The sequence below is a fragment of the Pseudomonas sp. WS 5051 genome, from assembly GCF_012985715.1.
Lineage (GTDB): Bacteria > Pseudomonadota > Gammaproteobacteria > Pseudomonadales > Pseudomonadaceae > Aquipseudomonas > Aquipseudomonas bubulae.
In genome coordinates, this window is record NZ_JAAQWV010000005.1 from 218699 (window position 1) to 242660 (window position 23962).

The 23962-nt window shown below is 58.6% G+C and carries 23 protein-coding genes; 16 read left to right on the forward strand and 7 right to left on the reverse strand.

Going from position 1 to position 23962, the window contains the following annotated elements; genetic code table 11:
• Positions 1-146: 146 nt before the first annotated feature.
• The 3 genes from HBN79_RS10315 to HBN79_RS10325 form a co-directional block, all read right to left on the reverse strand.
• Positions 147-1805: a cation acetate symporter gene (locus HBN79_RS10315; protein ID WP_095002116.1), complete on the reverse strand. Its 1659-nt coding sequence runs from the start codon at positions 1803-1805 to the stop codon at positions 147-149.
• Positions 1802-2113 (reverse strand): DUF485 domain-containing protein, encoded by a 312-nt coding sequence (locus tag HBN79_RS10320; RefSeq protein WP_095002117.1) that lies wholly within the window; start codon positions 2111-2113, stop codon positions 1802-1804. The genes HBN79_RS10315 and HBN79_RS10320 overlap by 4 nt, the downstream gene beginning before the upstream one ends.
• 222 nt (positions 2114-2335) lie before the next feature.
• Complete coding sequence (locus HBN79_RS10325; RefSeq protein ID WP_095019110.1) at positions 2336-3193, reverse strand: glycine betaine ABC transporter substrate-binding protein; 858 nt, start codon at positions 3191-3193, stop codon at positions 2336-2338.
• A gap of 291 nt (positions 3194-3484) precedes the next feature.
• Here HBN79_RS10325 and HBN79_RS10330 point away from each other — a divergent pair, with 291 nt between their 5' ends.
• Positions 3485-5035 carry a glycosyl hydrolase family 17 protein gene (locus HBN79_RS10330; RefSeq protein ID WP_169916684.1) on the forward strand — a complete coding sequence of 517 codons (1551 nt, stop codon included), beginning with the start codon at positions 3485-3487 and terminating at the stop codon, positions 5033-5035.
• Positions 5036-5133: 98 nt separating this feature from the next.
• Here the strand turns inward: HBN79_RS10330 and HBN79_RS10335 are convergent, their stop codons facing one another.
• Positions 5134-5496, reverse strand: coding sequence for a hypothetical protein (locus tag HBN79_RS10335; RefSeq protein WP_095002120.1), 363 nt, complete (start codon positions 5494-5496; stop codon positions 5134-5136).
• A gap of 231 nt (positions 5497-5727) precedes the next feature.
• Here HBN79_RS10335 and HBN79_RS10340 point away from each other — a divergent pair, with 231 nt between their 5' ends.
• Together HBN79_RS10340 and HBN79_RS10345 are read left to right on the forward strand one after the other, a co-directional pair.
• Positions 5728-7026 (forward strand): serine/threonine protein kinase, encoded by a 1299-nt coding sequence (locus HBN79_RS10340; RefSeq protein WP_169916685.1) that lies wholly within the window; start codon positions 5728-5730, stop codon positions 7024-7026.
• The gene (locus tag HBN79_RS10345) at positions 7019-7807 is read left to right on the forward strand and encodes a VacJ family lipoprotein (RefSeq protein WP_095002122.1); all 789 of its coding nucleotides are present in this window, start codon (positions 7019-7021) and stop codon (positions 7805-7807) included. Before HBN79_RS10340 ends, HBN79_RS10345 begins: the two co-directional genes overlap by 8 nt.
• Before the next feature lie 104 nt (positions 7808-7911).
• Here HBN79_RS10345 and HBN79_RS10350 read toward each other — a convergent pair whose 3' ends face one another.
• A complete protein-coding gene (locus tag HBN79_RS10350) occupies positions 7912-9057 on the reverse strand; it encodes a patatin-like phospholipase family protein (RefSeq protein WP_169916686.1) in 1146 nt (381 codons plus the stop codon).
• Positions 9058-9072: 15 nt separating this feature from the next.
• Positions 9073-10005 carry a lipid A biosynthesis lauroyl acyltransferase gene (locus tag HBN79_RS10355; protein WP_169916687.1) on the reverse strand — a complete coding sequence of 311 codons (933 nt, stop codon included), beginning with the start codon at positions 10003-10005 and terminating at the stop codon, positions 9073-9075.
• Between the two features lie 119 nt (positions 10006-10124).
• Here HBN79_RS10355 and minC point away from each other — a divergent pair, with 119 nt between their 5' ends.
• The 7 genes from minC to HBN79_RS10390 all read left to right on the forward strand — a co-directional run bounded on the left by minC (position 10125) and on the right by HBN79_RS10390 (position 16988).
• Entirely contained in the window at positions 10125-10865 is a 741-nt protein-coding gene (gene minC / locus HBN79_RS10360; RefSeq protein WP_095002125.1) for a septum site-determining protein MinC, read from the forward strand.
• Positions 10866-11064: 199 nt separating this feature from the next.
• Positions 11065-11877, forward strand: a complete 813-nt coding sequence (gene minD / locus HBN79_RS10365; protein WP_029611321.1) for a septum site-determining protein MinD — start codon at positions 11065-11067, stop codon at positions 11875-11877.
• Positions 11878-11880: 3 nt separating this feature from the next.
• Positions 11881-12135 (forward strand): cell division topological specificity factor MinE, encoded by a 255-nt coding sequence (gene minE / locus HBN79_RS10370; protein ID WP_016780154.1) that lies wholly within the window; start codon positions 11881-11883, stop codon positions 12133-12135.
• A 90-nt stretch (positions 12136-12225) separates the two neighbouring features.
• Positions 12226-12861: an RluA family pseudouridine synthase gene (locus HBN79_RS10375; protein WP_095002126.1), complete on the forward strand. Its 636-nt coding sequence runs from the start codon at positions 12226-12228 to the stop codon at positions 12859-12861.
• Positions 12862-13034: 173 nt separating this feature from the next.
• The gene (locus HBN79_RS10380; protein WP_169916688.1) at positions 13035-14324 is read left to right on the forward strand and encodes a M18 family aminopeptidase; all 1290 of its coding nucleotides are present in this window, start codon (positions 13035-13037) and stop codon (positions 14322-14324) included.
• 205 nt (positions 14325-14529) lie between these two features.
• Positions 14530-14712 (forward strand): hypothetical protein, encoded by a 183-nt coding sequence (locus HBN79_RS10385; RefSeq protein WP_095002128.1) that lies wholly within the window; start codon positions 14530-14532, stop codon positions 14710-14712.
• Positions 14713-14828: 116 nt separating this feature from the next.
• Entirely contained in the window at positions 14829-16988 is a 2160-nt protein-coding gene (locus HBN79_RS10390; protein ID WP_169916689.1) for a mechanosensitive ion channel family protein, read from the forward strand.
• A gap of 110 nt (positions 16989-17098) precedes the next feature.
• Here HBN79_RS10390 and HBN79_RS10395 read toward each other — a convergent pair whose 3' ends face one another.
• On the reverse strand, positions 17099-17818 hold the full coding sequence (locus tag HBN79_RS10395) for a UTRA domain-containing protein (RefSeq protein ID WP_095002129.1): 720 nt from the start codon (positions 17816-17818) through the stop codon (positions 17099-17101).
• 346 nt (positions 17819-18164) lie between these two features.
• Here HBN79_RS10395 and HBN79_RS10400 point away from each other — a divergent pair, with 346 nt between their 5' ends.
• The 6 genes from HBN79_RS10400 (at position 18165) to HBN79_RS10425 (ending at position 23478) form a co-directional block, all read left to right on the forward strand.
• Positions 18165-19232 (forward strand): ABC transporter substrate-binding protein, encoded by a 1068-nt coding sequence (locus HBN79_RS10400; protein WP_095002130.1) that lies wholly within the window; start codon positions 18165-18167, stop codon positions 19230-19232.
• A gap of 136 nt (positions 19233-19368) precedes the next feature.
• Positions 19369-20184 carry an alkaline phosphatase family protein gene (locus HBN79_RS10405; protein WP_095019108.1) on the forward strand — a complete coding sequence of 272 codons (816 nt, stop codon included), beginning with the start codon at positions 19369-19371 and terminating at the stop codon, positions 20182-20184.
• Positions 20181-21017 carry an ABC transporter permease subunit gene (locus HBN79_RS10410; RefSeq protein ID WP_095019107.1) on the forward strand — a complete coding sequence of 279 codons (837 nt, stop codon included), beginning with the start codon at positions 20181-20183 and terminating at the stop codon, positions 21015-21017. The genes HBN79_RS10405 and HBN79_RS10410 overlap by 4 nt, the downstream gene beginning before the upstream one ends.
• A complete protein-coding gene (locus HBN79_RS10415) occupies positions 21004-21804 on the forward strand; it encodes an ABC transporter permease (protein ID WP_095002133.1) in 801 nt (266 codons plus the stop codon). Before HBN79_RS10410 ends, HBN79_RS10415 begins: the two co-directional genes overlap by 14 nt.
• Positions 21801-22790 (forward strand): ABC transporter ATP-binding protein, encoded by a 990-nt coding sequence (locus tag HBN79_RS10420; protein WP_095002134.1) that lies wholly within the window; start codon positions 21801-21803, stop codon positions 22788-22790. Before HBN79_RS10415 ends, HBN79_RS10420 begins: the two co-directional genes overlap by 4 nt.
• A gap of 34 nt (positions 22791-22824) precedes the next feature.
• Entirely contained in the window at positions 22825-23478 is a 654-nt protein-coding gene (locus tag HBN79_RS10425) for an HAD family hydrolase (protein ID WP_095002135.1), read from the forward strand.
• The last annotated feature ends 484 nt before the right edge of the window (positions 23479-23962 follow it).

Here is a 23962-nt window from a genome sequence, read left to right on the forward strand (position 1 = left end):
CTCTATTTATAGAGGCCGTATTTTTTTGTGTGTGCGTCTTGTAGCAGCTGCTACGGAACTTCGCACTTGCACAGCGAGAATAGGCACAAAAAAATCCCCCTGCCTTGCGACAGGGGGATTCGGTTAAACATACTGTCTATTACGGATTAATGATCCACCGCACCGCTCGCCCCCAACCCCGTCTGCGAACGCACAAACTGCGGGAAGAACAACGCACGCTCCTTCTCTGCCGATTTGGACTTGTCCGTAATGGAGAAGAACCAGATACCCGCAAACGCGATGATCATGGAGAACAGCGCCGGGTACTCGTAAGGGAAGATGGCCTTTTCATGATGCAGGATCTGCACCCAGATGGTCGGGCCCAGGATCATCAGGCCAACCGCGCTTACCAGCCCCATCCAGCCGCCTATCATGGCGCCACGGGTGGTCAGGTTTTTCCAGTACATGGATAGCAGCAAGACCGGGAAGTTGCAGCTCGCAGCAATGGAGAACGCCAGGCCCACCATAAACGCGATGTTCTGGCTTTCAAACAAGATACCCAAGCCAATTGCCAGTACCGCCAATGCAATAGTGGTGATCTTCGAGACCCGAATCTCTTCCTTGTCGTTGGCCTTGCCCTTTTTGATCACGCTGGCATACAGGTCATGGGACACCGCAGAAGCGCCCGCCAGGGTCAGCCCCGCAACAACCGCCAGAATGGTGGCGAAAGCCACTGCCGAAATAAAGCCCAGGAACATGCTGCCGCCAACCGCGTCCGCAAGGTGCACAGCCGCCATGTTGTTACCGCCCAGCAAGGCGCCAGCCGCGTCCTTGAAGTCCGGGTTGGTACTGACCAGGATGATTGCGCCAAAACCGATGATAAAGGTCAGGATATAGAAGTAGCCAATAAAGCCCGTTGCGTAGAACACGCTCTTGCGCGCTTCCTTGGCATCGCTCACGGTAAAGAAGCGCATCAGGATATGTGGCAGGCCAGCAGTACCGAACATCAGGGCCAAACCGAGGGAGAATGCAGAGATAGGATCTTTGACCAACCCGCCCGGGCTCATGATTGCTTCACCTTTAGGGTGAATCTTCACTGCTTCGGCGAACAGTGCGTTGAAGTCAAAGTTCACATGCTTCATGACCATCACGGCCATGAACGTGGCACCCGACAGCAACATGACCGCCTTGATGATCTGCACCCAGGTAGTTGCCAGCATGCCGCCGAACAACACATACATGCACATCAGGATACCTACCAGGATCACCGCAACGTGGTAATCCAGTCCAAACAACAACTGGATCAGCTTGCCGGCACCGACCATTTGCGCAATCAGGTAGAACGCTACCACCACCAGCGAACCACAGGCTGACAACGAGCGAATCTGGGTTTGCCCCAAACGGTACGAGGCCACGTCGGCAAAGGTGTATTTGCCCAGGTTGCGCAGACGCTCTGCAATCAGGAACAGAATGATGGGCCAGCCCACCAGAAAGCCGATCGAATAGATCAGGCCGTCATAGCCGGACGTGTACACCAGCGCGGAAATCCCCAGAAAGGAGGCTGCCGACATATAGTCGCCGGCAATCGCCAGACCGTTCTGGAAACCGGTAATCTTGCCGCCAGCTGCATAGTAGTCGGCTGCCGACTTGTTGCGTTTCGATGCCCAGTAAGTAATGCACAGGGTCGCACCCACAAAGACGACGAACATGATGATCGCCGAAATATTGAGCGGTTGTTTTTGCACTTCTCCAGTCAGGGCCTCCCCCGCCCAAACTGCCGGTGCAAGGGCTGTAGCGCCCAGCGTTGCCAATAAGCGCCCGATCATTGCCCAGCCTCCTTGAGAATTGCATTGTTCAGCTCATCAAACTCGCCATTGGCCCTGCGTACATAGATACCGGTCAGGATAAAGGCCGAAACAATCAGCCCCACACCAATCGGAATACCCCAGGTAATGGACGAATCGGGACTCAGTTTGGTCCCCATGATGTGCGACCCATAAGCAATTAACAGGATAAAAGCGGCATATAACCCGAGCATGATTGCCGAAAGAAGCCAGGCAAAACGCTCTCTCTTTTTTACCAGCTCCTTGAAGCGCGGGCTGTTTTGAATCGAGATATAAATGCTGTCGTTCATTATTTTTGTCCTCGCAGCACAGATGAGATGGAACGTTTTCACTATTAGGGCGGCGCAAATTCTATTCCAGACGACTTTAGTAGTAGAGCCTCTGATTTGCTGCAGCCCCCGGTTTACCTAGTCTGCAAGGACGATGACAACCATTGCCCCGCCCGAAAATGCAAAAACCGCCTGGCGAAAACACCAGGCGGTCTTGTGTACTGCGAGCTAGACGCTTCGCGATTATTTATCGGTCCACTGGGCAACACGCTCCGGGTGTTTGGCAACCCACTCTTTGGCCGCCACTTCAGGCTTGGCACCTTCTTGAATGGCCAGCATCACCTCACCAATTTCGTCTTTTGAATTCCAGGAAAACTTCTCCAGAAATGCCGCAACTTCCGGCGCTTTTTTATTCAGCTCCTTGCTGCCGATGCTGTTAACGGTTTCTGCGGCACCATAAACGCCTTTGGGATCTTCAAGAAAACGCAGTTTCCACTTGGCAAACATCCAGTGCGGCACCCAGCCGGTGACGGCAATCGGTTCGTTCTTGGCATAGGCACGCCCAAGCTCCGAGGTCATGGCCGCCCCGGAACTTGCCTGCAACTTGTAACCCTTGAGGTCGTAATCCTTGATGGCCTCATCGGTTTTAAGCATGACACCCGACCCGGCATCGATACCGACAATTTTGTTTTTAAACTCATCGCTGCCCTTCAAGTCAGCAATCGACTGTGCCTTTACATATTCAGGCACGATCAGGCCAATTTTTGCATCTTTGAAGTTGGGCCCGTAATCGACCACCTTGTCCTTGTTCTTGGTCCAATATTCGCCGTGGGTCACCGGCAACCAGGCGGACAACATGGCATCGAGTTTGCCCGTGGCCACCCCCTGCCACATGATGCCGGTGGCTACCGGCATCAATTTCACGTCATAACCCAGCTTCTGTTTAATCACCTCTGCTGCGACATGGGTGGTGGCCACGCTGTCGGACCAGCCATCCACATAACCTATATTCAGGGTCGGTTTGTTCTGCGCGCTCGCCAAACCCGCACTCATCGCCAGCACCAAGACTGCTCCTGCGCTCAAAATTCGTCGCATCTTCATCTTTGATTCCCCACAGTGCCGGGCCCGACGAGTGCCGGGCCACTTCAAGATTCCTGCAAGGCTTTACAGCCTCGTATCACTTGCTCCGGATAATCAACCGCGCCTGTTTAGCGTCCTGCTCTGACGACGACCCCCATACAACCAGCAGCGACATGGCGATCACAGCCAAATTGATGCGTGCGGACGCTGGACGGCCTGACTGACAAACATTAGATGTCAAAATCATACACAGGCGCTGCGCCTGCTCAATTGCAGGTAAGATGCGCGGCTTTGCTCCCATACGGCCCGACCATGTCTGCGACTGTCCGCTTCCCCGTGCTGCCTTATCTCCTTGCCTGCCTGCTGGGCGCATTTGCCATTGCCGGCTTCTGGTACGGCCTGGGCCAACCGGTGATATTGCCCGATGCAGCAACACCGACCCATAAACTGCAATGTGCATCCTATACGCCGTTCGATAAGGACCAGTCGCCGTTCGACCAGCCTTTTGTGCCACGGGCAGAGCGTCTGGATGCCGATCTGGCGTTGCTGGCCACGCGCTTTCAATGCATCCGCACCTATTCCCAGGCGGGCCTTGAAACTCTGCCCGAGCTGGCACGCAAACACGGGCTCAAGCTGATGGCAGGCGCCTGGGTCAGCCGCGACCCCGTGGCCACGGAGCAGGAAGTGCAAGCCCTGATCGCTTCAGCCAATGCCAACCCGGATGTGGTCAGCGCAGTGATAGTCGGTAACGAAGCCTTGCTGCGCAAGGAGGTCACTGCCCCGCAGCTGGTCCGGCTGATCGACAAGGTGAAAAGCCAGGTCAAGCAACCGGTGACGTATGCAGACGTTTGGGAGTTCTGGCTGCAACACCCGGAAATTGCCCCGGCCGTGGACTTTCTGACCATCCACCTGCTGCCTTACTGGGAAGATGACCCTGCCGGCATTGACCAGGCGGTACAACATGTAGCGCAGGTTCGCCAGGTATTCGGCAACAAGTTCGCCCCCAAAGATATCCTGATCGGCGAGACCGGCTGGCCGAGCGAAGGTCGCCAGCGGGAAACTGCCCAGCCAAGCCGGGTGAACGAAGCAAAATTCATTCGTGGATTTGTCACTATGGCCGAACAAAACGGCTGGAAGTACAACCTGATCGAAGCCTTCGACCAACCCTGGAAGCGTGGCAGCGAGGGGGCGGTAGGCGGTTACTGGGGTTTGTTTGATGCCGATCGCCAGGACAAGGGTATCCTCGCCGGCCCGGTATCCAACCTGCCGCACTGGCCGGTCTGGCTGGGCTTTGGCGCCGTCCTGTTTGCGGGCACACTGCTGATTGGCGGCCGGATCCGTACAAAACGCGCCGCTCTGACACTGCCAGCACTGGGTGCGGTGGCGGGATGCAGCATCGTGGCATGGGCCGAGCTGGCGTCAGTCACCAGCCGCTTTGCTGGCGAGTGGCTATGGGCTGGCTTGCTGGTTGGCCTGAACCTGATCGTACTGACCCATGGTGCATTGGCCCTGGGCCAGAAAGACGGCTGGCGAGAACGCCTGTTCAACGCACTGGAGCGCCGTGCGGGCTGGTGGCTGGCAGCCGCCGGGTTTGCCGCAGCGGTGATGATGCTTGGGCTGGTGTTTGAACCGCGCTATCGAAGTTTCCCGAGTGCCGCCCTGCTCCTGCCTGCACTGGTTTATCTGCTACGCCCGGTGGGCGGCCCGCGCCGTGAGTTCGGCCTGCTGGCCTTGATCATCGGGGCAGGCATACCGGTGCAGCTGTACCGCGAAGGCCTGCACAATGAACAGGCCTGGATGTGGGCGCTGGTCAGCGTACTGATGGTGATGGCGCTGTGGCGCAGTGTGCGCAAGCGCGCATGACACCTTTCTAGTGCAATCCCCCTGTGGGAGCGAGCCTGCTCGCGAAGGCCTCAAAGACCTTTCGCGAGCAGGCTCGCTCCCACAAATGTTTCAAACTCTTACTTCGCGGCCCGCACCAGGCGCAACCCGGCGATCACCACGGCAAACACTGCGAGGCTGGCGTTATACAACGCCAGTGCGGGCAGGCCGAACAGCAGGGCCAGCACCGCCAGTGCGCAGCCGACACGACCACGCACGCAAAAAGCAATAATCGACAGCACCAGCGCGACCCAGCCCAATACCCGGAAATGAATCAACAAGCCCAGGTTTGCCCGCAACTGGCATTCCCAGCGCGCAGCCTCTGCCACACAGGTCCCCACCCACTGCGAGTCCTCCATCAAGCCGTATCGCAGCCCATAACTGGCGAGCAACCATACAGGCAGAGCGATAAGCAGCAAGATCCACGGCAAACGAGGTCGCATAACAAACTCCGATAGGCAAAAACGGCGCCCAGCTTAATCCCCATCTACAGCTATACAAGCCTTGCAATCAGATATCTGTTAACTAAAGTCATTCAGCGTGTATCTTGAGTGACTTTTTGCCTGTTCGGGACTGTTTGGGGAATTATTTAGTGCCATTGAATGGCACTTCAGTACGAGCCCTGTGGTCATAGCCTGCGAAACTTTTGCGCATCTTATTTAGGGATAGCCTCCATGCTCCGTTCTCTGCCCTTCGCTGCCTTACTGGGCGGCCTTATCTTGAGTGCGTCCGCGCAGGCGGTCGATGTCGACCCCGCAACGTATGGCTACCCGATAACCAATCCGTTTGAAGCTACGATCGCCACCACTCCGCCGCAAATGCGCCCGCTGCTGCCCGACGAAGATGATATCAACCAGTCGGACTACACCCTCAACCTGCGCCCTGAACGTGAGCACATACTGCCGGCCAATTTCTGGGCGGTGAAAAAGCTCACTTACCGCATGGCCAAACAGGATCACCCGGCGCCCTTGATGTTCCTGATTGCCGGCACCGGTGCTGCGTACGACAGCAGCCTCAACGAATACCTTAAAAAGCTCTTCTATCAGGAAGGCTATCACGTCGTTCAGCTGTCATCGCCCACCAGCTATGACTTCATGAGTTCGGCCTCGCGCCTGGCCACGCCCGGCATCAGCCAGTACGACGCCGAGGATTTGCATCATGTGATGCAGGCTGTACGCGCCCAACAGGCCAAATTGCCCGTTACCGACTACTACCTCGCGGGTTATAGCCTGGGTGCGCTGGATGCTGCCTTTGTCAGCCACCTGGATGAAACACGCAAAAGCTTCAACTTCAAAAAAGTGTTGATGCTCAACCCGCCGGTCAATCTCTTCACCTCCATCAGCAACCTCGACAAGCTGGTGCAGACCGAGGTCAAAGGCATCAACAACTCCACCACGTTCTACGAACTGGTGCTGGGCAAGCTGACCCGCTACTTCCAGGATAAAGGCCGGGTCGACCTCAATGCGGCACTGGTGTATGACCTGCAAAACTCCAAGGAGCGCCTGACCAACGAGCAAATGGCCATGCTGATCGGCACGGTGTTTCGTTTCTCGTCAGCCGATATCGTGTTCACCTCGGACCTGATCAACCGCCGTGGCCTGATCACCCCGCCGAACTACCCGATCACCGAAGGCACCAGCCTGACACCTTTCCTCAAGCGTTCGCTGCAGTGTGACTTTGACTGCTACCTGACCGAGCAAGTAATCCCCATGTGGCGCGCCAAGACCGATGGCGGCAGCCTGCTGCAGTTGATCGATCAGGTCAGCCTGTACGCCCTGCAGGATTACCTGAAAAACAGCCCGAAGATTGCCGTCATGCATAACGCCGACGACATCATCCTGGGCCCTGGCGACCTCGGATTCCTGCGTAAAACCTTCGGTAATCGCCTGACGGTTTACCCCTATGGCGGCCATTGCGGCAACATCAATTACCGAGTCAACGCTGACGATATGCTGGAGTTCTTCCGTGGCTAAACAATTATTGCTTCTCGCCGCCCTGCTCGGCGCCGGCTTCGCCCAAGCCGACAACAGCAAAGCTCACACGGAACTGACCCCCGATGTCGACGGGTTTACCCAGCCGTTGAAACTGTTGAAGTTCAATCCGGGCCTGGATCAGCGTGAGTTCGAGCGCGCCACCATGAACGCTCTGAGCATCTATGACCCGCTGGAGCCGATCAACCGCAGGATCTACCATTTCAACTACCGCTTCGACCAGTGGGTGTTCCTCCCGGTGGTCAATGGCTATCGCTATGTCACGCCCAGTTTTTTGCGCACGGGTGTGAGCAACTTCTTCAACAACCTGGGGGATGTCCCCAACCTGTTCAACAGCCTGCTGCAGCTCAAGGGCCATCGCTCGATGGAAACCACAGGGCGCTTGTTGCTGAATACGACCATCGGCATCGGCGGGCTGTGGGATCCGGCCACAGCCATGGGCCTGCCCCGTCAAAGTGAAGACTTCGGCCAGACCCTGGGCTTTTATGGCGTACCCGGCGGTGCATACCTGATGCTGCCGATCCTTGGCCCGTCGAACCTGCGCGACACCACGGGCCTGGTGGTCGACTATGGCGTCAACCAGGAGATCAACTTCCTGAACGTGCCGCACGAGAGCACTCGCCATCCCGAGATCTGGGTGCTGGGCGCTGTCGACAAACGCTATACCACCAGCTTCCGTTATGGTCAGTTCGACTCGCCATTCGAATACGACAAGCTGCGTTACATCTACACTGAAGCGCGCAAATTGCAGATTGCCGAGTAAACCTGTAGCCGCTGCAACAGATTGCGATGGGTTGCGCAGCGACCCCGAGGAAGGGCCGGCGGCCCTTATCGCAGCCTGCGGCAGCGGCTACAAAAGCGAGTAGTTCAAACCCGCAAAAACTGGCACAGCGCATCGCGCTTGGCCATCGCATCGCGTCGCCCCAACTCGATCAACTCCCGACAATAACCCGCCTCGAACAGCAGGTAGCTGAGCACCCCTGCACCACTGGTTTTGGTCGCACCGGGGCCACGCAGGAACATGCGCAGCGCGGCCGGCAGCTCATGCCGATGGCGGGCCGCGATTTCGTCTATAGGCTGGCTCGGCGCAATCACCAGCACCTCCACGGGGGACAAACCGAGGTTGTCGGATTGCCTGGGCAGCAGGCGACTGAAGTGATTGAGCCGCTCAAGCAGCTCGATATCGCTTTCCAGGCTGTCGATAAACGTACTGTTGAGCATATGCCCGCCAATTTGCGCCAGCGTCGGTTGTTGAGCGTTGTAGTAGTGCGACTGGCCGGCCTGAAGGTCCGGCCCGCGCGGGTTGCCGCTCACCCCCACCACCAGCACCCGGTTGGCTCCCAGATGCAGCGCAGGACTGATTGGCGCCGACTGCCGCACTGCGCCATCGCCAAAATACTCTTCGCCGATTTTGACCGGAGCAAACAGAAGAGGGATGGCCGAACTGGCCAGCAGATGTTCAACCGTCAAAGCGGTGGGCATGCCGATGCGCCGATGGCGCAACCAGCCATTGATGGTGCCCTTGCCTTGATAAAAGGTCACCGCCTGACTGGAAGAATAGCCAAATGCAGTAACCGCGACAGCCCGTAGGTGATGCCCGGCAATCGCCTGTTCAACACCGGGGAAGTTGATCCGGTCCTGGAGCAGATCGCGCAAGGGCGAACTGTCGAGCAGCGCCACCGGCACATGCGAGCCTAGCCCGAGCAGACTGTGAGCAATAAAACGCGTGGCCTGGTGCAAAACCCCCGACCAGTCGCTGCGTAGCACGCGCCTGCTTTCAAAGCCCTGCCAGAACAGGGTCAGGTGCTCGACCGCGCGGGTGAAATCCATCGCCCCGCTAGCCAGGCTGACCGCATTGATCGCGCCCGCTGACGTCCCGACAATCACCGGGAACGGGTTGATGGCACCGGCAGGCAGCAACTCGGCAATCGCCGCCAGCACGCCGACTTGATAGGCCGCCCGCGCACCACCACCAGACAGTATCAGGCCCGTCACCGGCGCAACCGCAGTCACGCCAGTGCGGCCGCCTCAGCCGCGTTTGTCGTACAGTTTCGGCTCGCCGGGCGGGCGGGTCTTGAAGCGGCGATGGGCCCACAGATACTGCTCGGGGCATTCACGCACCGCCCGCTCAACCCATTGATTGATTCGCAGGCAATCAGCCTCATCGCTTTCTCCGGGGAAATCCCTCAGTGGCGGATGAATGACCAGCTTGTAACCACTGCCGTTGGCCAGTCTTTGTTGAGTAAAGGGCACAACCTGCGCTTTGCCCAGTTTGGCGAACTTGCTGGTGGCGGTAACGGTGGCCGCCTGGATGCCGAACAAAGGCACAAAGATGCTCTGCTTGGCGCCGTAGTCCTGGTCGGGCGCATACCAGATCGCCCGCCCTGAGCGCAGCAGCTTGAGCATGCCGCGCACGTCATCACGTTCGACAGCCAGCGAATCTACATTGTGCCGCTCACGGCCACGACGCTGGATAAAGTCGAACAGCGGGTTTTTATGTTCGCGGTACATGCCGTCGATGGTGTGTTGCTGACCCAGCAAGGCAGCGCCGATTTCCAGGGTGGTAAAGTGAAATGCCATCAGGATTACCCCCTTGCCTTCAAGCTGAGCCTGCTTCAGGTGCTCCAGCCCTTCGACGTGGGCCAGCTTGGCCAGACGCGGTTTTGACCACCACCAGCTCATGGCCATTTCAAAGAAGGCGATACCGGTCGAGGCGAAGTTGTCCTTGAGCAACTGCTTGCGCTCGGCGCGGGTCTTTTCAGGGAAACACAATTCAAGGTTGCGCGTGGCAATACGTCGGCGATCACCGGCCACCCGATACATCAGGGCGCCGAGACCACGGCCGATACACAGTTGTACTTTATAAGGCAGTTGCACGACCAGCCACAGCACGCCGAGACCCAGCCATAGCAGCCAGAAACGCGGATGAAAAAAAGCGGCACGAAAACGCGGGCGATCCATTAATGATTCCGGACAGACACAAGGGTCGGCCATTCTACATCGTTAGACCCGGCTTGCGGCCTGCCGGCGTTCTCGTTATAAGTCTCAGCACTTTAAGTGACAAGTCGCGTTAAGCAACCATGAGCCAAACCGAATCGCTAGACCAAGCCCCCGTGTTCCAGCTTAAGGGCAGTATGCTCGCCATCACGGTGCTGGAACTTGCGCACAACAACCTTGAAGCCCTGGACCGCCAACTGGCCGCCAAAGTGGCCCAGGCCCCGAATTTTTTCAGCAATACCCCGCTGGTACTGGCGCTGGACAAGCTGCCCGCCAGTGAAGGCGCCATCGATTTGCCGGGGCTGATGCGCGTCTGCCGCCAACATGGCCTGCGCACCCTGGCCATTCGCGCCAACCGCATCGAGGACATCGCTGCTGCCATTGCCATCGACCTGCCTGTACTGCCACCCTCCGGCGCCCGTGAGCGGCCGATTGATCCGGTTGAAGTGGTGGTCGAGGCAAAAAAACCGGAAAAACCGCCAGAGCCGGCGATCAAGCCGACCAGGATCATCACCAGCCCGGTACGCGGCGGCCAGACGGTGTATGCCGAAGGCTGTGACCTGGTGGTGATCGCTTCAGTCAGCCCCGGTGCGGAACTTATGGCCGATGGCAACATCCATGTGTACGGGCCTATGCGGGGCCGCGCACTGGCCGGGCACAAGGGCAACACCAAGGCACGGATTTTTTGCCAGCAGCTGAGCGCCGAGCTAGTGTCAATTGCGGGCAAGTACAAGGTATCCGAAGACCTGCGTCGGGATCCTCTGTGGGGAACAGGTGTTCAGATCAGTCTGTCAAGTGACATGTTGAACATCACCCGGCTTTAACGGATACTCTCGCCATTTTCCAAGCATCTCAAAATCGTAGTGAAAACAGACTTTTCCTTGTAGGGACAAGCAATCAGGCAGCGTTTACACAGCGTAAACGCGACTTGAACAATGACCCGCCAAGGCTGTTCACCTGCAGTCGTTCATAGAGATGTTATTCAGGGGCTAAAAAGTCCTTTTTCCTTAGGGGTGAAACACCTTGGCCAAGATTCTAGTGGTTACATCCGGCAAGGGTGGTGTGGGTAAGACCACCACCAGCGCCGCTATCGGTACCGGCCTCGCTCTGCGCGGCCACAAAACAGTGATCGTCGACTTTGACGTCGGTTTGCGTAACCTCGACCTGATCATGGGTTGCGAGCGCCGCGTGGTGTATGACTTCGTCAACGTGGTCAACGGTGAAGCCAACCTGCAGCAGGCGCTGATCAAAGACAAGCGCCTGGAAAACCTCTACGTGCTGGCCGCCAGCCAGACCCGTGACAAGGACGCGCTGACCAAGGAAGGCGTCGAAAAAGTTCTTATGGAGCTTAAGGAAACCTTCGAATACGTGGTCTGCGACTCCCCGGCCGGTATCGAAACCGGTGCCCACCTGGCCATGTACTTCGCTGACGAAGCGGTAGTCGTGACCAACCCGGAAGTGTCCTCGGTACGTGACTCGGACCGCATGCTGGGCCTGCTGGCCAGCAAGTCGCGCCGCGCCGAACTGGGCCAGGATCCGATCAAGGAGCACCTGCTGCTGACCCGCTACAACCCTGATCGCGTTTCCAAAGGCGAAATGCTCGGCGTTGAAGACGTCAAAGAGATTCTGGCCGTGGCCCTGCTGGGCGTGATCCCGGAGTCCCAGGCTGTTCTCAAGGCATCCAACCAGGGCGTGCCAGTGATCCTTGACGATCAAAGCGACGCCGGTCAGGCCTACAGCGATGCCGTTGATCGCCTGCTGGGCAAAACCGTGGAGCACCGGTTCCTTGATGTACAGAAGAAGGGATTCTTCGAGCGCCTGTTTGGAGGCAACTAAACAATGAACATTTTTGACTTCTTTCGTACCCGCAAAACGCCAACAACCGCGTCGGTGGCGAAAGAGCGTCTACAGATCATCGTGGCGCACGAGCGTGGCCAACGCAGCACCCCGGACTACCTGCCTGCCCTGCAAAAAGAGCTGGTCGAGGTGATCCGCAAATACGTCAACATCGGCGACGATTCTGTACAGATCGCCCTTGAAAACGAAGGTAGCTGCTCGATTCTGGAACTCAACATCACACTGCCAGATCGTTAATCGATCCGGCGGGCACCACGGCGACTTCGGTGCCTTCCCTGCAGGGGAGGCTCCTTTGTCGCCGTTGGCGTTTTTCAAGAGGCTGTTTTAATGCCGTTGTCCAATATTCACATTATCCATGAGGACGCTGGCGTTCTGGTGGTCAACAAGCCGACCTTGCTGCTTTCGGTGCCGGGCCGGGCCGATGACAACAAGGACTGTTTGATTACCCGCCTGCAAGAAAACGGCTACCCCGAGGCGCGCATTGTCCACCGTCTGGATTGGGAAACGTCCGGTATTATTTTGCTGGCGCGGGACGCTGACACTCACCGTGAGCTTTCCCGCCAGTTTCACGACCGCGAAACCGAAAAGGCCTACACCGCACTAGCCTGGGGCCAGCCCGAGCTGGACAGCGGCAGCATCGATCTGCCCCTGCGCTACGACCCGCCGACCAAACCCCGGCACGTGGTTGACCATGAATTTGGTAAAAACGCACTGACCTTCTGGAAGATCCTGGAGCGGTGTGGCGATTACTGCCGCGTTGAGCTGACACCGATTACCGGCCGTTCGCACCAGTTGCGCGTGCACATGCTGTCAATCGGCCACCCGCTGCTCGGTGATGGCCTTTATGCGCACCCGCAAGCCCTGGCCGCATGGCCGCGTTTGTGCCTGCACGCGAGCATGCTGAGCTTTACCCACCCGCAAACCGGTGAACGCCTGCGCTTTGAGTGCCCGGCACCGTTCTAAATACCTACCACCCCTTGTGGGAGCGGGCTTGCTCGCGATACAGGCGACGCGGTTTTGCAGGAACATCGCACTGATGCCATCGCGAGCAAGCCCGCTCCCACAAGAGCTGCATTAGAGGGCCAAATCTTGCGATCAATGCGCTAAACTCGCGGCCTTGCTGTCTGGAGTAACTTATGCGCGAAGAGTTGAACCAAGGCCTGATCGACTTCCTCAAGGCCTCCCCTACCCCCTTTCATGCCACTGCCAGTCTTGTTCAGCGCCTTGAGGCCGCCGGCTACCAGCGCCTCGACGAGCGCGAAACCTGGTTCACCGAAGCCAATGGCCGCTATTACGTCACCCGTAATGACTCTTCCATCGTCGCCTTCAAGCTGGGTCGCCATTCGCCCCTGTACGGCGGTATCCGCATGGTTGGCGCCCACACAGACAGCCCCTGCCTGCGGGTTAAGCCACAACCCGAACTGCAACGCCAGGGCTTCTGGCAATTGGGCGTCGAGGTCTACGGCGGTGCATTGCTCGCGCCCTGGTTCGACCGTGACCTGTCCCTGGCCGGGCGCGTCACTTTCCGCCGCGATGGCCAGGTCGAAAGCCAGCTGATCGATTTCAAGGCGCCGATTGCGACTATCCCCAACCTGGCGATCCACCTCAACCGTACTGCCAACGAAGGTTGGGCGATCAACCCGCAGACCGAACTGCCGCCGATCCTGGCCCAGGTGGCCGGTGATGAGCGCGTTGACTTCCGCGCGTTGCTCACCGACCAGTTGGCCCGCGAGCACGGCCTCAATGCCGACGTGGTGCTGGACTACGAGCTGAGTTTCTACGACACCCAAAGCGCTGCGGTGATCGGCCTCAACGGCGACTTTATCGCCGGTGCGCGCCTGGATAACCTGCTGTCCTGCTACGCAGGCCTGCAAGCCCTGCTCACCACCGAGACCGAAGAAACCTGTCTGTTCGTGGCCAACGACCACGAAGAAGTCGGCTCGTGCTCGGCCTGCGGCGCCGATGGCCCGATGCTGGAGCAAATCCTGCAGCGCCTGTTGCCTGAGGGCGACGAGTACGTACGCACGATCCAGAAATCTCTGCTGGTCTCGGCAGACAACGCCCACGGCGTTCACCCCAACTATGCTGACAAGCACGATGCCAATCACGGGCCCAAGCTCAATGCCGGGCCGGTGATCAAGGTCAACAGCAACCAGCGCTACGCCACCAACAGCGAAACCGCCGGATTCTTCCGCCACCTGTGCATGGCCGTGGAAGTCCCGGTGCAAAGTTTTGTGGTGCGCAGCGACATGGGTTGCGGTTCGACCATTGGCCCGATCACTGCCAGCCACCTGGGCGTGCGCACCGTGGATATCGGCCTGCCGACCTTCGCCATGCACTCGATCCGCGAACTGGCCGGCAGCCATGACCTGGCTCACCTGGTCAAAGTGCTGAGCGCGTTCTACGCCAGCAACCAGTTGCCGTAAGGCATATTCCTTGAAGCCGCTGCCGCAGGCTGCGATAAGGGCCGCAGGACCTTCGATAAAGCAGGGTCGCTGCGCAACCCGTCGCAGACTGCGGCAGCGGCTTCAAGGTTCTGCGTCTGGCTGATTCATTTTTGATACACATCACCACACATCTGCGCAAACCGACCTAGACTTGGGGCACTCACTTGCACAGGTCCCTCTCACCATGTTTGAAACCACTGCCTTCCACTCCATGATGATTCCAATTATCTGCGGCATGCTGCTGCTGACCATTGGCTTCAACTTCCGCGAACGCAGTAGTGGCATCGGCGTGCTGATGATCTGGGCTGGCATGCTGCTGATATTCGGCACCATCATCTTCAAAATCCTCGCCAAACTGAATGAGTAGCCCCGACATTTTCCCGCCCCGGGCCCGCGATCATTTATTTATGTGACAAGAAATGAATGATCACGGGGCCTAGCGTACACTCGGCCAATTCGCTCCCCCTCGAGGTTGATCGCCCAGTGTTTTCCCGTCTTGTCGCCCTGCCCTGTTTCCTGCTGGTTTGCCTGCTGACGCTCTTGCCCATGACCTCTGCGCAGGCCGTCGGTTTGCCGGGCATGCTGGGCAGTTCGGACAAAACCCAGGCACAACCTACCGAGCCACTGGGCCAATCGCTGGACGAGGTGATCAAGAACCTCGAAAACGATCAGCAGCGCAGCAAGCTGTTGGCCGACCTGAAAAAACTTCGCGATGCCACCAAAAAAGCCCAGCCCGAAGCCGAGATAGGCGTTCTGGGGTTGATCGGCAGCACCCTGGCTGATCTCGAAAAGCAGTTTTCCGGCGATGACAGTCCAACCTATCGCTGGACCAAGGAAATCTCCCAGGCCAAGGAAGAACTTTCTGCATTGATGCTGCCAGCCAATGAATGGCTGCCGATCATTTTTGGCTTTGCCCTGGTCATCATGATCTGGAGCCTGCTGGCCGCCCTGCTGATCTGGGTCAGCCACCGGGTGCGATTGCGATTTGGCCTGAGCGAGGAATTGCCGCAACACCCCAAGGCCGTCGACATGCTGCGCTTTGCCTTGCGCAAGCTGGGGCCGTGGATGGTCGCGCTGATGATCACGGTGTACATGAGTTACTCCCTGCCGTCTTCGCTGGGCAAGGACCTGGCAATGGTGCTGGCGTACGCGCTGGTTATTGGCACCTGTTTCTCGGCCATCTGCGTGATCCTTTTCTCGCTGCTCGATGGCCCCCACCGGCACCGCGCCTTGCATATCCTGCGGCACCAGGCATTTCGCCCGCTGTGGTGGATCGGCAGCTTCGCAGCCTTTGGCGAAGCCCTGAGCGATCCGCGACTGGTGGCCACCCTGGGCGTGCACTTGGCGCATACCGCGGCGACCTTTGCCAATGTGATGGCGGCGCTGTCCACCGGCCTGTTTATCATCCGTTTCCGCCGCCCTATCGCCCACTTGATCCGCAATCAACCCCTGTCGCGCCGCCTGACCCGTCGCGCCCTGAGCGACAGCATCGAGATCCTCGGCACTTACTGGTATGTCGCGGCGCTGATTCTGGTGGGCATCTCGCTGGCGGCCACGTTTATCTCGGCAGGCGACACCAGCACCGCGCTGCGCCAGTCGCTGATCTGTACCGTGCTGGTGGTGTTGTGCATGGTGATCAACGGGCTGGTGCGCCGTCATGCGCAAAAGCCGCAACGTGGCCACAAGCGCCATGCGCTGTATTCCGAGCGCCTGAAAAGTTTCGTCTACACCCTGGCCCACCTGATTGTGTGGCTGGTGTTTATCGAGCTGGGGCTGCGGGTGTGGGGTATGTCGCTGATCGGCTTTACCGAGGGTGAGGGTCACGAGATCAGCGTCAAGCTGTTCGGCCTTGGCGGTACGCTGCTGTTTGCCTGGCTGATCTGGATTCTCGCCGACACCGCCATCCACCATGCCCTGACCCGCTCGCGCAAGGGGCTGGCCAATGCCCGCGCGCAAACCATGATGCCGCTGATTCGCAACATCCTGTTTGCCGCGATCTTCATCATTGCGCTGATCGTCGCCCTGGCCAATATGGGCATGAACGTCACCCCCCTGCTTGCGGGTGCCGGCGTAATCGGTCTGGCCATCGGTTTTGGTGCTCAGTCACTGGTTGCCGACCTGATCACGGGCCTGTTTATCATTATCGAAGATTCCCTGGCCATCGACGACTACGTCGATGTCGGCGGGCATCTGGGCACGGTTGAAGGGCTGACCATTCGTACCGTGCGCCTGCGCGATATCGACGGCATCGTGCATACCATCCCGTTCAGTGAAATCAAAAGCATCAAAAACTACTCCCGGGAATTTGGCTACGCCATCTTCCGCGTCGCCATCCCCTACAACATGGAAATCGACGACGCCATCAAGCTGATGCGTGAAGTCGGGCAAAAGATGCGTACCGACCCGCTGCAGCGGCGCAATATCTGGTCGCCGCTGGAGATTCAGGGGGTCGAGAGTTTCGAGTCCGGCAGCGCCATTTTGCGTGCCCGTTTCAAGACGGCACCGATCAAGCAATGGGAAGTGTCGCGGGCGTTCAACCTGTCGCTCAAGCGTCACCTGGATGAGGCCGGGCTGGACCTGGCCACCCCGCGCTTGAGTGTGCAGGTGGTGACGGGGGGCAGCGGTATCCTGCAAAAGGATTGAGCCAATAACTTGTGGGAGCGAGCCTGCTCGCGATGATATCGGCCAGGTTCTCCTGACAGACCGCGCAGTATGCATCGCGAGCAGGCTCGCTCCCACAAAAGCAGGTTTGTTCAACGCTCCTGCACATCCACCCCGACATGAATCGCATCATGTCGCCAATACTCCAGATCACAGTCGATCAGCCGTTCGTGCTGGTCGTAATTGACCCGCGCAATGCGCAAACCCGGGCTGCCGGTTGATACCTTGAGCGTCGCTGCAGCCTCTACCGGCAGCGCCGTAGGCACAATCTCAAAACGCACCCGGCCGTAATGCAAATCGTAATGCCGGGCATACAGCTCAGTAATCGACTGCGTCAGATCAAGGTCAAGGATCTGCGGGAAGTACTGCGGATTCAGGTAGTGCTCCACATACAGCACCAGCCGCCCGTCAATCCGCCGGCCCCGGCAGATCTGGATCACGCTGGATAACGCTGGTAACTGCAAGCGCTCACACACCGCAGCCGTGGCCGGCAGCAGGCGCGCCGAGATCACCTCGGTGGTTGGCACTCGCCCCTGGGCCGTGACCATGGCATGAAAGTGGCTGCGCTGCATCAGGTTGTACGCCAGACGCGGCGGCGAAATAAACCAGCCGCGCCGCTCCTCCCGATACACCAGCCCCAGGGATTCAAGCTGTAACAACGCTTCGCGCACGGTGACGCGGGTGGTGGCGAATAACTCGCTGAGTTTGCGCTCGGCCGGCAGCTGACTGCCTCCCGCCAGTAGACCGTGCTCAATCTGCTCTTGCAGCGTGCGACTTATCGCTGTTACCGCCTTGGGTGCACCTTCTCGCATCAACGTTACCTGGCTGGACTAGTCCAGCACCAAAAGTGGGCAAACATGGCCGTCAAACGGTCACTCCCTGAACCTGTCAGCCTAGGCAGAACATATGACTGTTCGATGACAAGAGGGCGCTCATATACCCGTCAAAATGCGCCAAACCCCTTGCCAGCCGGGGCCTTCCCGATGGTCTACGCTTAGCCGGAACACACACGCTGGCTGGCGATATGCCTTGCACAACCAATGCCGACATTAAAGTGTCATCTGCCGGGCTTAAATTGGCTCAGGTATTGCTGACCTAGACCAACCCACCGCAAAAGAGCAATAAAACCCAGCGTTGAAAACGCCCAAGGAGCTTCGGATGAAACAGTTTTTCCTCGCATCACTGTTAGGTTCAAGCATTGCCCTGTGCACATCGGCCATGGCCGCCGATGTCGATTTAAAAGCCCTGGAAGCCGCAGCAAAGGCTGAAGGCACGGTCAACAGCGTCGGCATGCCCGATGACTGGGCCAACTGGAAAGGCACTTGGGCCGATCTGAACAAGCTCTACGGCCTCAAGCACATCGACACTGATATGAGTTCGGCCCAGGAAGTGGCCAAGTTTGCCGCGGAAAAAGACAACGCCAGTGCCGACATCGGTGACGTGGGCGCCGCCTTTGGCCCGATTGCCGTGGCCAAAGGCGTAACCCAGCCGTACAAGCCAACCACCTGGGAACAGATCCCGGACTGGGCCAAGGATAAAGACGGCAACTGGGCCCTGGCCTACACCGGCACCATTGCGTTTATCGTCAACAAGAAGCTGCTGCACGGCTCTGAAGTGCCGACCAAGTGGGCTGACCTGAAGTCGGGTAAATACAAGGTCTCGATCGGTGATGTCAGCACCGCGGCCCAGGCCACCAATGGCGTGCTGGCTGCAGCCATTGCCAATGGCGGCGATGAAAAGAACGTGCAACCGGCCCTGTTGATGTTTGCCGACATCGCCAAGCAAGGTCGCCTGTCACTGGCCAACCCGACCATCGCCACGATGGAGAAAGGTGAAGTGGAAGTCGGCGTGGTCTGGGATTTCAACGGCTTGAGCTACAAAGCCAAAATGGCCAACCCGGATGACTATGTGGTGCTGATCCCGTCCGACGGTTCGGTGATCTCGGGCTACACCACCATCATCAACAAATACGCCAAACACCCGAACGCCGCCAAGCTGACTCGCGAATTCATCTTCAGCGATGCCGGGCAAACCAACCTGGCGCGGGGCAATGCACGGCCGATTCGTGCCGAGCACCTGAAGCTGCCGGCTGACGTGCAGGCCAAGCTGCTGTCCAACGACCAGTACAAAAATGTCACCCCGATCAAAGACGCCGACGCCTGGGAAAAGACCTCCAAGGCCTTGCCGCAGCTGTGGCAGGAAGAAGTCATCATCAATATGCAGTAACCCTGCGCCTTGATCTGCGTGGGAGCGGGCTTGCTCGCGATGCCATCGACTCGATCCATCTGATGTGCCGGGTTGTACCCATCGCGAGCAAGCCCGCTCCAACAACAGCTTTTGCGCTGCGCCAGCGGAGTCTTACATGAAACACAACGTCATTCTGGTAGTGCTCGACGGCTTGAACTTTGAGGTCGCCCGCCTTGCCATGGGCCATCTGCAGGCCTATGTCAGTGCAGAACGGGCCGCACTGTACAAGCTCACCTGCGAGTTGCCAGCCCTGTCGCGCCCGCTCTACGAGTGCATCCTCACCGGCGTGCCGCCGATTGAAAGCGGCATTGTCCACAATAATGTCTCGCGCCTGTCCAACCAGCGCAGCGTGTTCCATTACGCTCGCGATGCCGGGTTGAGCACAGCGGCAGCGGCCTATCACTGGATCAGTGAGCTCTATAACCGCTCGCCATTCGTGATTGCCCGGGATCGCCATACCCTGGCTGGGGACTTGCCAATCCAATACGGGCATTTCTACTGGAGTGATCATTACCCTGACTCCCACCTGTTCGCCGACGCAGAAAGCCTGCGGGTGGCACACAAGCCGAATTTTTTACTGGTCCACCCCATGAATATTGACGATGCCGGACACAAACACGGCCTCGATACCGCGCAATACCGCAACAGTGCGCGTTCGGCCGACATTATCCTGGCCGACTATCTGCAAGGCTGGCTGCAGGCCGGCTACCAAGTGCTGGTCACTGCTGACCACGGCATGAACAACGATCGCTCCCATAACGGCTTGCTGCCCGAAGAGCGTGAAGTGCCACTGTTTGTGCTGGGCGATGCGTTCAGCCTGAACCCGGATGTCATGCCAAAACAGCTCGAGTTGTGCGGCACGATCTGCGAGTTGCTTGGCGTAGCTCACGACAAACCGCTGTGTCGCGAGCTGCTGAGGCCCGCGCCATGACCCGGGGCAAATGGCTTGCAGTCCTGTGCCTGGTGCCCTTCGCGGTATTTTTTATCGTGTTTCAGATCGCCCCGCTGGTGTGGGTGCTGATCCACAGTGTGCAATCGGAAGAAAGTGGCTGGGGCCTGGCCAACTTCATCAAGATCTTCAACTCCAAATTCTATCTGCAGGCCATCCAACACAGCCTGGAGATCAGTTTCTGGTCCAGCCTGTTCGGCATCATCATTGCCATACTGGGCAGCTATTCGCTGCGCAAGGTGGATTCGCGGCTGCGCAATTTCGTCAACGCATTCGCCAACATGACCAGCAACTTCTCCGGCGTACCGCTGGCCTTCGCCTTCATCATTTTGCTGGGGTTTAACGGCAGTATCACGATCATGCTCAAACAGGCAGGGATCATCGAGGATTTTAACCTCTACTCGAAAACCGGCCTGATCATCCTGTACACCTACTTCCAGATCCCCCTCGGCGTGCTGCTGCTTTACCCCGCCTTCGATGCCCTGCGCGAGGACTGGCGCGAATCGGCCTCCCTGCTGGGCGCCAACAGCTGGCAGTTCTGGCGGTTTATCGGCCTGCCGGTACTGACCCCGGCACTGCTCGGCACCTTCGTTATCCTGCTGGCCAACGCCCTGGGGGCCTATGCCACGGTGTATGCCTTGACCACCGGCAACTTCAACGTGCTGCCCATTCGCATTGCCGCGATGGTGTCAGGAGATATCAGCCTGGATCCGAACATGGCCAGCGCCCTGGCGGTGATCCTGGTGGGGCTGATGACCCTGGTAACCCTGGTGCATCAGTGGCTGTTAAAGAGGAGCTACCATGTCGCGCGCTGAAACCACTTCCGCCAGCCTGTACCACCGCAGTGTGGTCTGGCTGCTGTTTCTGATTTTGTTGCTACCGCTGCTGGGCACGTTTATCTACTCCATCGCCAGCAGTTGGTCAGCCACGGTGTTGCCCAGCGGCTTTACCTTCAAGTGGTATGACCAGCTGTGGAGCGACCCGCGCTTCCTCAAGGCCTTCGGCCAGTCGCTGCTGGTCTGCGTCGCGGCGCTGGTGCTGTCCGTAGTGCTGATCCTGCCGCTGCTGTTTGTGGTGCATTACCACTTCCCCAAGCTGGATGCGCTGATGAACATCCTGATCCTGCTGCCCTTCGCCGTGCCGCCGGTGGTGTCATCGGTAGGCTTGCTGCAACTTTATGGTTCCGGCCCGCTGCAAATGGTCGGTACGCCGTGGATCCTGATCGGCTGTTATTTCACCGTCGCACTGCCGTTCATGTACCGCGCGATCACCAACAACTTGCAGGCGATCAACCTGCGCGACTTGATGGACGCGGCCCAACTGCTGGGTGCCAGCACCTGGCAGGCGGCATTTTTGGTGGTGCTGCCCAATTTGCGTAAAGGCCTGATGGTAGCCCTGCTGCTGTCATTCTCGTTCCTGTTTGGCGAGTTTGTGTTCGCCAATATCCTGGTCGGCACCCGCTACGAGACCTTGCAGGTATTCCTGAACAATATGCGCAACAGCAGCGGCCACTTCACCAGCGCGCTGGTCATATCCTATTTCCTCTTTGTACTGGTGCTGACCTGGGTTGCCACCTTCCTGAACAAGGACAAAAGCCAATGAGCTTCGTCAGCGTTGAACACCTGCAAAAATCCTATTCCGGCACCCCGGTATTCAGTGATATCAACTGCAGCATCGCCAAGGGTGAATTCGTCACCCTGCTCGGCCCGTCCGGTTGCGGCAAGTCCACGCTGCTGCGTTGTATCGCCGGGTTGACGCCGGTAGATGGCGGCAAGATCCTGCTCGATGGCCAGGACATCGTGCCAGTGAGCCCGCAAAAGCGTGGCATCGGTATGGTGTTTCAGAGTTATGCGCTGTTCCCCAACATGACTGTCGAACAGAACGTGGCCTTCGGCCTGCGCATGCAGAAGGTCAAGGCCGACGACAGCCACAAACGCGTGGCCGAAGCCTTGCAACTGGTGGAGCTGAATGACTTCGCCAAGCGCTATCCGCACCAGTTGTCCGGTGGCCAGTGCCAGCGTGTGGCCCTGGCCCGCTCACTGGTGACGCGTCCGCGCCTGCTGCTGCTGGATGAGCCGCTGTCGGCGCTGGATGCGCGAATTCGCAAGCACTTGCGCGAGCAGATCCGCACCATCCAGCGCGAGCTGGGCCTGACCACTATCTTCGTGACCCACGATCAGGAAGAAGCACTGGTGATGAGCGACCGCATTTTCCTGATGAACAAGGGTCATATCGTGCAGAGCGGCAATGCTCAGACCCTCTATGCAGCCCCGGCAGATGCCTTCGCCGCAGGTTTTATCGGCAACTACAACCTGCTGGACGCGCAAACTGCCAGCCGCCTGTTGCAGCGCCCGGTCAGCAGCCGCATCGCCATTCGCCCGGAAACCCTGGGGTTGAGTGTGCAGGGTGAGCCGGACGGGGTGATTCTCAGCCACAGCTTGTTGGGTAACGTGATCCGCTATCGCGTCGAGGTGCGTGGCGTGCAATTGATCGTCGACGTACTCAATCGTGCGCCCGGCGATTTGTACCCGGACGGCCAAGCCGTTGCGCTATCCATCGATTCGAGCACCCTTTGTGAGGTAGCCTGATGTTCCTGAATTCACTGAAGAGAGAGTTGCGCTGATGGCCCTGGCAATTTTTGATCTGGACGAAACCCTGATTCATGGCGACTGCGCCACCCTCTGGAGCGAGCAGATGGGCCGCCTGGGCTGGGTCGACCCGGTGTCGTTCATGCAGCGCAACAACGAACTGATGGCTGCCTACAGCCGGGGCGAGCTGGCCATGGAAGACTATATGGCTTTCAGCCTGGAGCCACTGATCGGCCGCAGCCCCGAAGAAGTCGCGCACCTGGTCGAGCCCTGGGTTGAGGACTATATCGAACCGATCATCTTCAGTGACGCAACCAGAACCATTGCCGCGCACCGCAAGGCGGGCGACCGGATCCTGGTCATTTCGGCCTCGGGCACCCATCTGGTTAAACCCATTGCCGAGCGCCTGGGTATCGATGAAGTGCTGGGCATTGAGCTGGAAGTGGCTCACGGCTTTTATACCGGGCACACGGTGGGCACTTTGACTTACCGCGAAGGCAAGATTACGCGCCTGCTGGAGTGGCTGGATGAGCAGGAAGAAAACCTGGAAGGCGCGAGCTTTTACTCCGATTCGCGCAACGACTTGCCGCTGCTGCTCAAGGTCGATCACCCCCATGTGGTAAACCCGGACCCGGTGCTGCGCGAACAGGCTGAAAAGGCCGGGTGGCCGATTCATCACTGGAAATGACCCCCTGAAACTGTGGGAGCGGGCTTGCTCGCGATGGCATCACCACGATTTGCCTGCCAGACCCTATCGCCTGTATCGCAGGCAAGCCAGCTCCCACAGGTTTTGTGGCGCCCTCAAGGCCTGATGCTGGCCAGCTCTCGGCAAACGCCGCCCTGAAACTGTGGGAGCGGGCTTGCTCGCGATGGCATCACCGCGATTGACCTGCCAGACCCTATCGCCTGTATCGCAGGCAAGCCAGCTCCCACAGGTTTTGTGGCGCCCTCAAGGCCTGATGCTGGCCAGCTCTCGGCAAACGCCGCCCTGAAACTGTGGGAGCGGGCTTGCTCGCGATGGCATCACCGCGATTGACCTGCCAGACCCTATCGCCTGTATCGCAGGCAAGCCAGCTCCCACAGGTTTTGTGGCGCCCTCAAGGCCTGATGCTGGCCAGCTCTCGGCAAACGCCGCCCTGAAACTGTGGGTGCGGGCTTGCTCGCGATGGCAT

Excerpts from the sequence above, each read along its gene's own strand:
- HBN79_RS10325 (WP_095019110.1), bottom strand. The coding sequence starts at position 3,193 with ATGAAGATGCGACGAATTTTGAGCGCAGGAGCAGTCTTGGTGCTGGCG.
- HBN79_RS10385 (WP_095002128.1), top strand. The coding sequence starts at position 14,530 with ATGTTTGAAACCACTGCCTTCCACTCCATGATGATTCCAATTATCTGC.
- HBN79_RS10375 (WP_095002126.1), top strand. The coding sequence starts at position 12,226 with ATGCCGTTGTCCAATATTCACATTATCCATGAGGACGCTGGCGTTCTG.
- HBN79_RS10395 (WP_095002129.1), bottom strand. The coding sequence starts at position 17,818 with ATGCGAGAAGGTGCACCCAAGGCGGTAACAGCGATAAGTCGCACGCTG.
- HBN79_RS10425 (WP_095002135.1), top strand. The coding sequence starts at position 22,825 with ATGGCCCTGGCAATTTTTGATCTGGACGAAACCCTGATTCATGGCGAC.
- HBN79_RS10320 (WP_095002117.1), bottom strand. The coding sequence starts at position 2,113 with ATGAACGACAGCATTTATATCTCGATTCAAAACAGCCCGCGCTTCAAG.
- HBN79_RS10355 (WP_169916687.1), bottom strand. The coding sequence starts at position 10,005 with ATGGATCGCCCGCGTTTTCGTGCCGCTTTTTTTCATCCGCGTTTCTGG.
- HBN79_RS10335 (WP_095002120.1), bottom strand. The coding sequence starts at position 5,496 with ATGCGACCTCGTTTGCCGTGGATCTTGCTGCTTATCGCTCTGCCTGTA.
- minC (WP_095002125.1), top strand. The coding sequence starts at position 10,125 with ATGAGCCAAACCGAATCGCTAGACCAAGCCCCCGTGTTCCAGCTTAAG.
- HBN79_RS10315 (WP_095002116.1), bottom strand. The coding sequence starts at position 1,805 with ATGATCGGGCGCTTATTGGCAACGCTGGGCGCTACAGCCCTTGCACCG.
- HBN79_RS10340 (WP_169916685.1), top strand. The coding sequence starts at position 5,728 with ATGCTCCGTTCTCTGCCCTTCGCTGCCTTACTGGGCGGCCTTATCTTG.
- HBN79_RS10405 (WP_095019108.1), top strand. The coding sequence starts at position 19,369 with ATGAAACACAACGTCATTCTGGTAGTGCTCGACGGCTTGAACTTTGAG.
- HBN79_RS10400 (WP_095002130.1), top strand. The coding sequence starts at position 18,165 with ATGAAACAGTTTTTCCTCGCATCACTGTTAGGTTCAAGCATTGCCCTG.
- HBN79_RS10415 (WP_095002133.1), top strand. The coding sequence starts at position 21,004 with ATGTCGCGCGCTGAAACCACTTCCGCCAGCCTGTACCACCGCAGTGTG.
- minE (WP_016780154.1), top strand. The coding sequence starts at position 11,881 with ATGAACATTTTTGACTTCTTTCGTACCCGCAAAACGCCAACAACCGCG.
- HBN79_RS10420 (WP_095002134.1), top strand. The coding sequence starts at position 21,801 with ATGAGCTTCGTCAGCGTTGAACACCTGCAAAAATCCTATTCCGGCACC.
- HBN79_RS10410 (WP_095019107.1), top strand. The coding sequence starts at position 20,181 with ATGACCCGGGGCAAATGGCTTGCAGTCCTGTGCCTGGTGCCCTTCGCG.
- HBN79_RS10330 (WP_169916684.1), top strand. The coding sequence starts at position 3,485 with ATGTCTGCGACTGTCCGCTTCCCCGTGCTGCCTTATCTCCTTGCCTGC.
- HBN79_RS10380 (WP_169916688.1), top strand. The coding sequence starts at position 13,035 with ATGCGCGAAGAGTTGAACCAAGGCCTGATCGACTTCCTCAAGGCCTCC.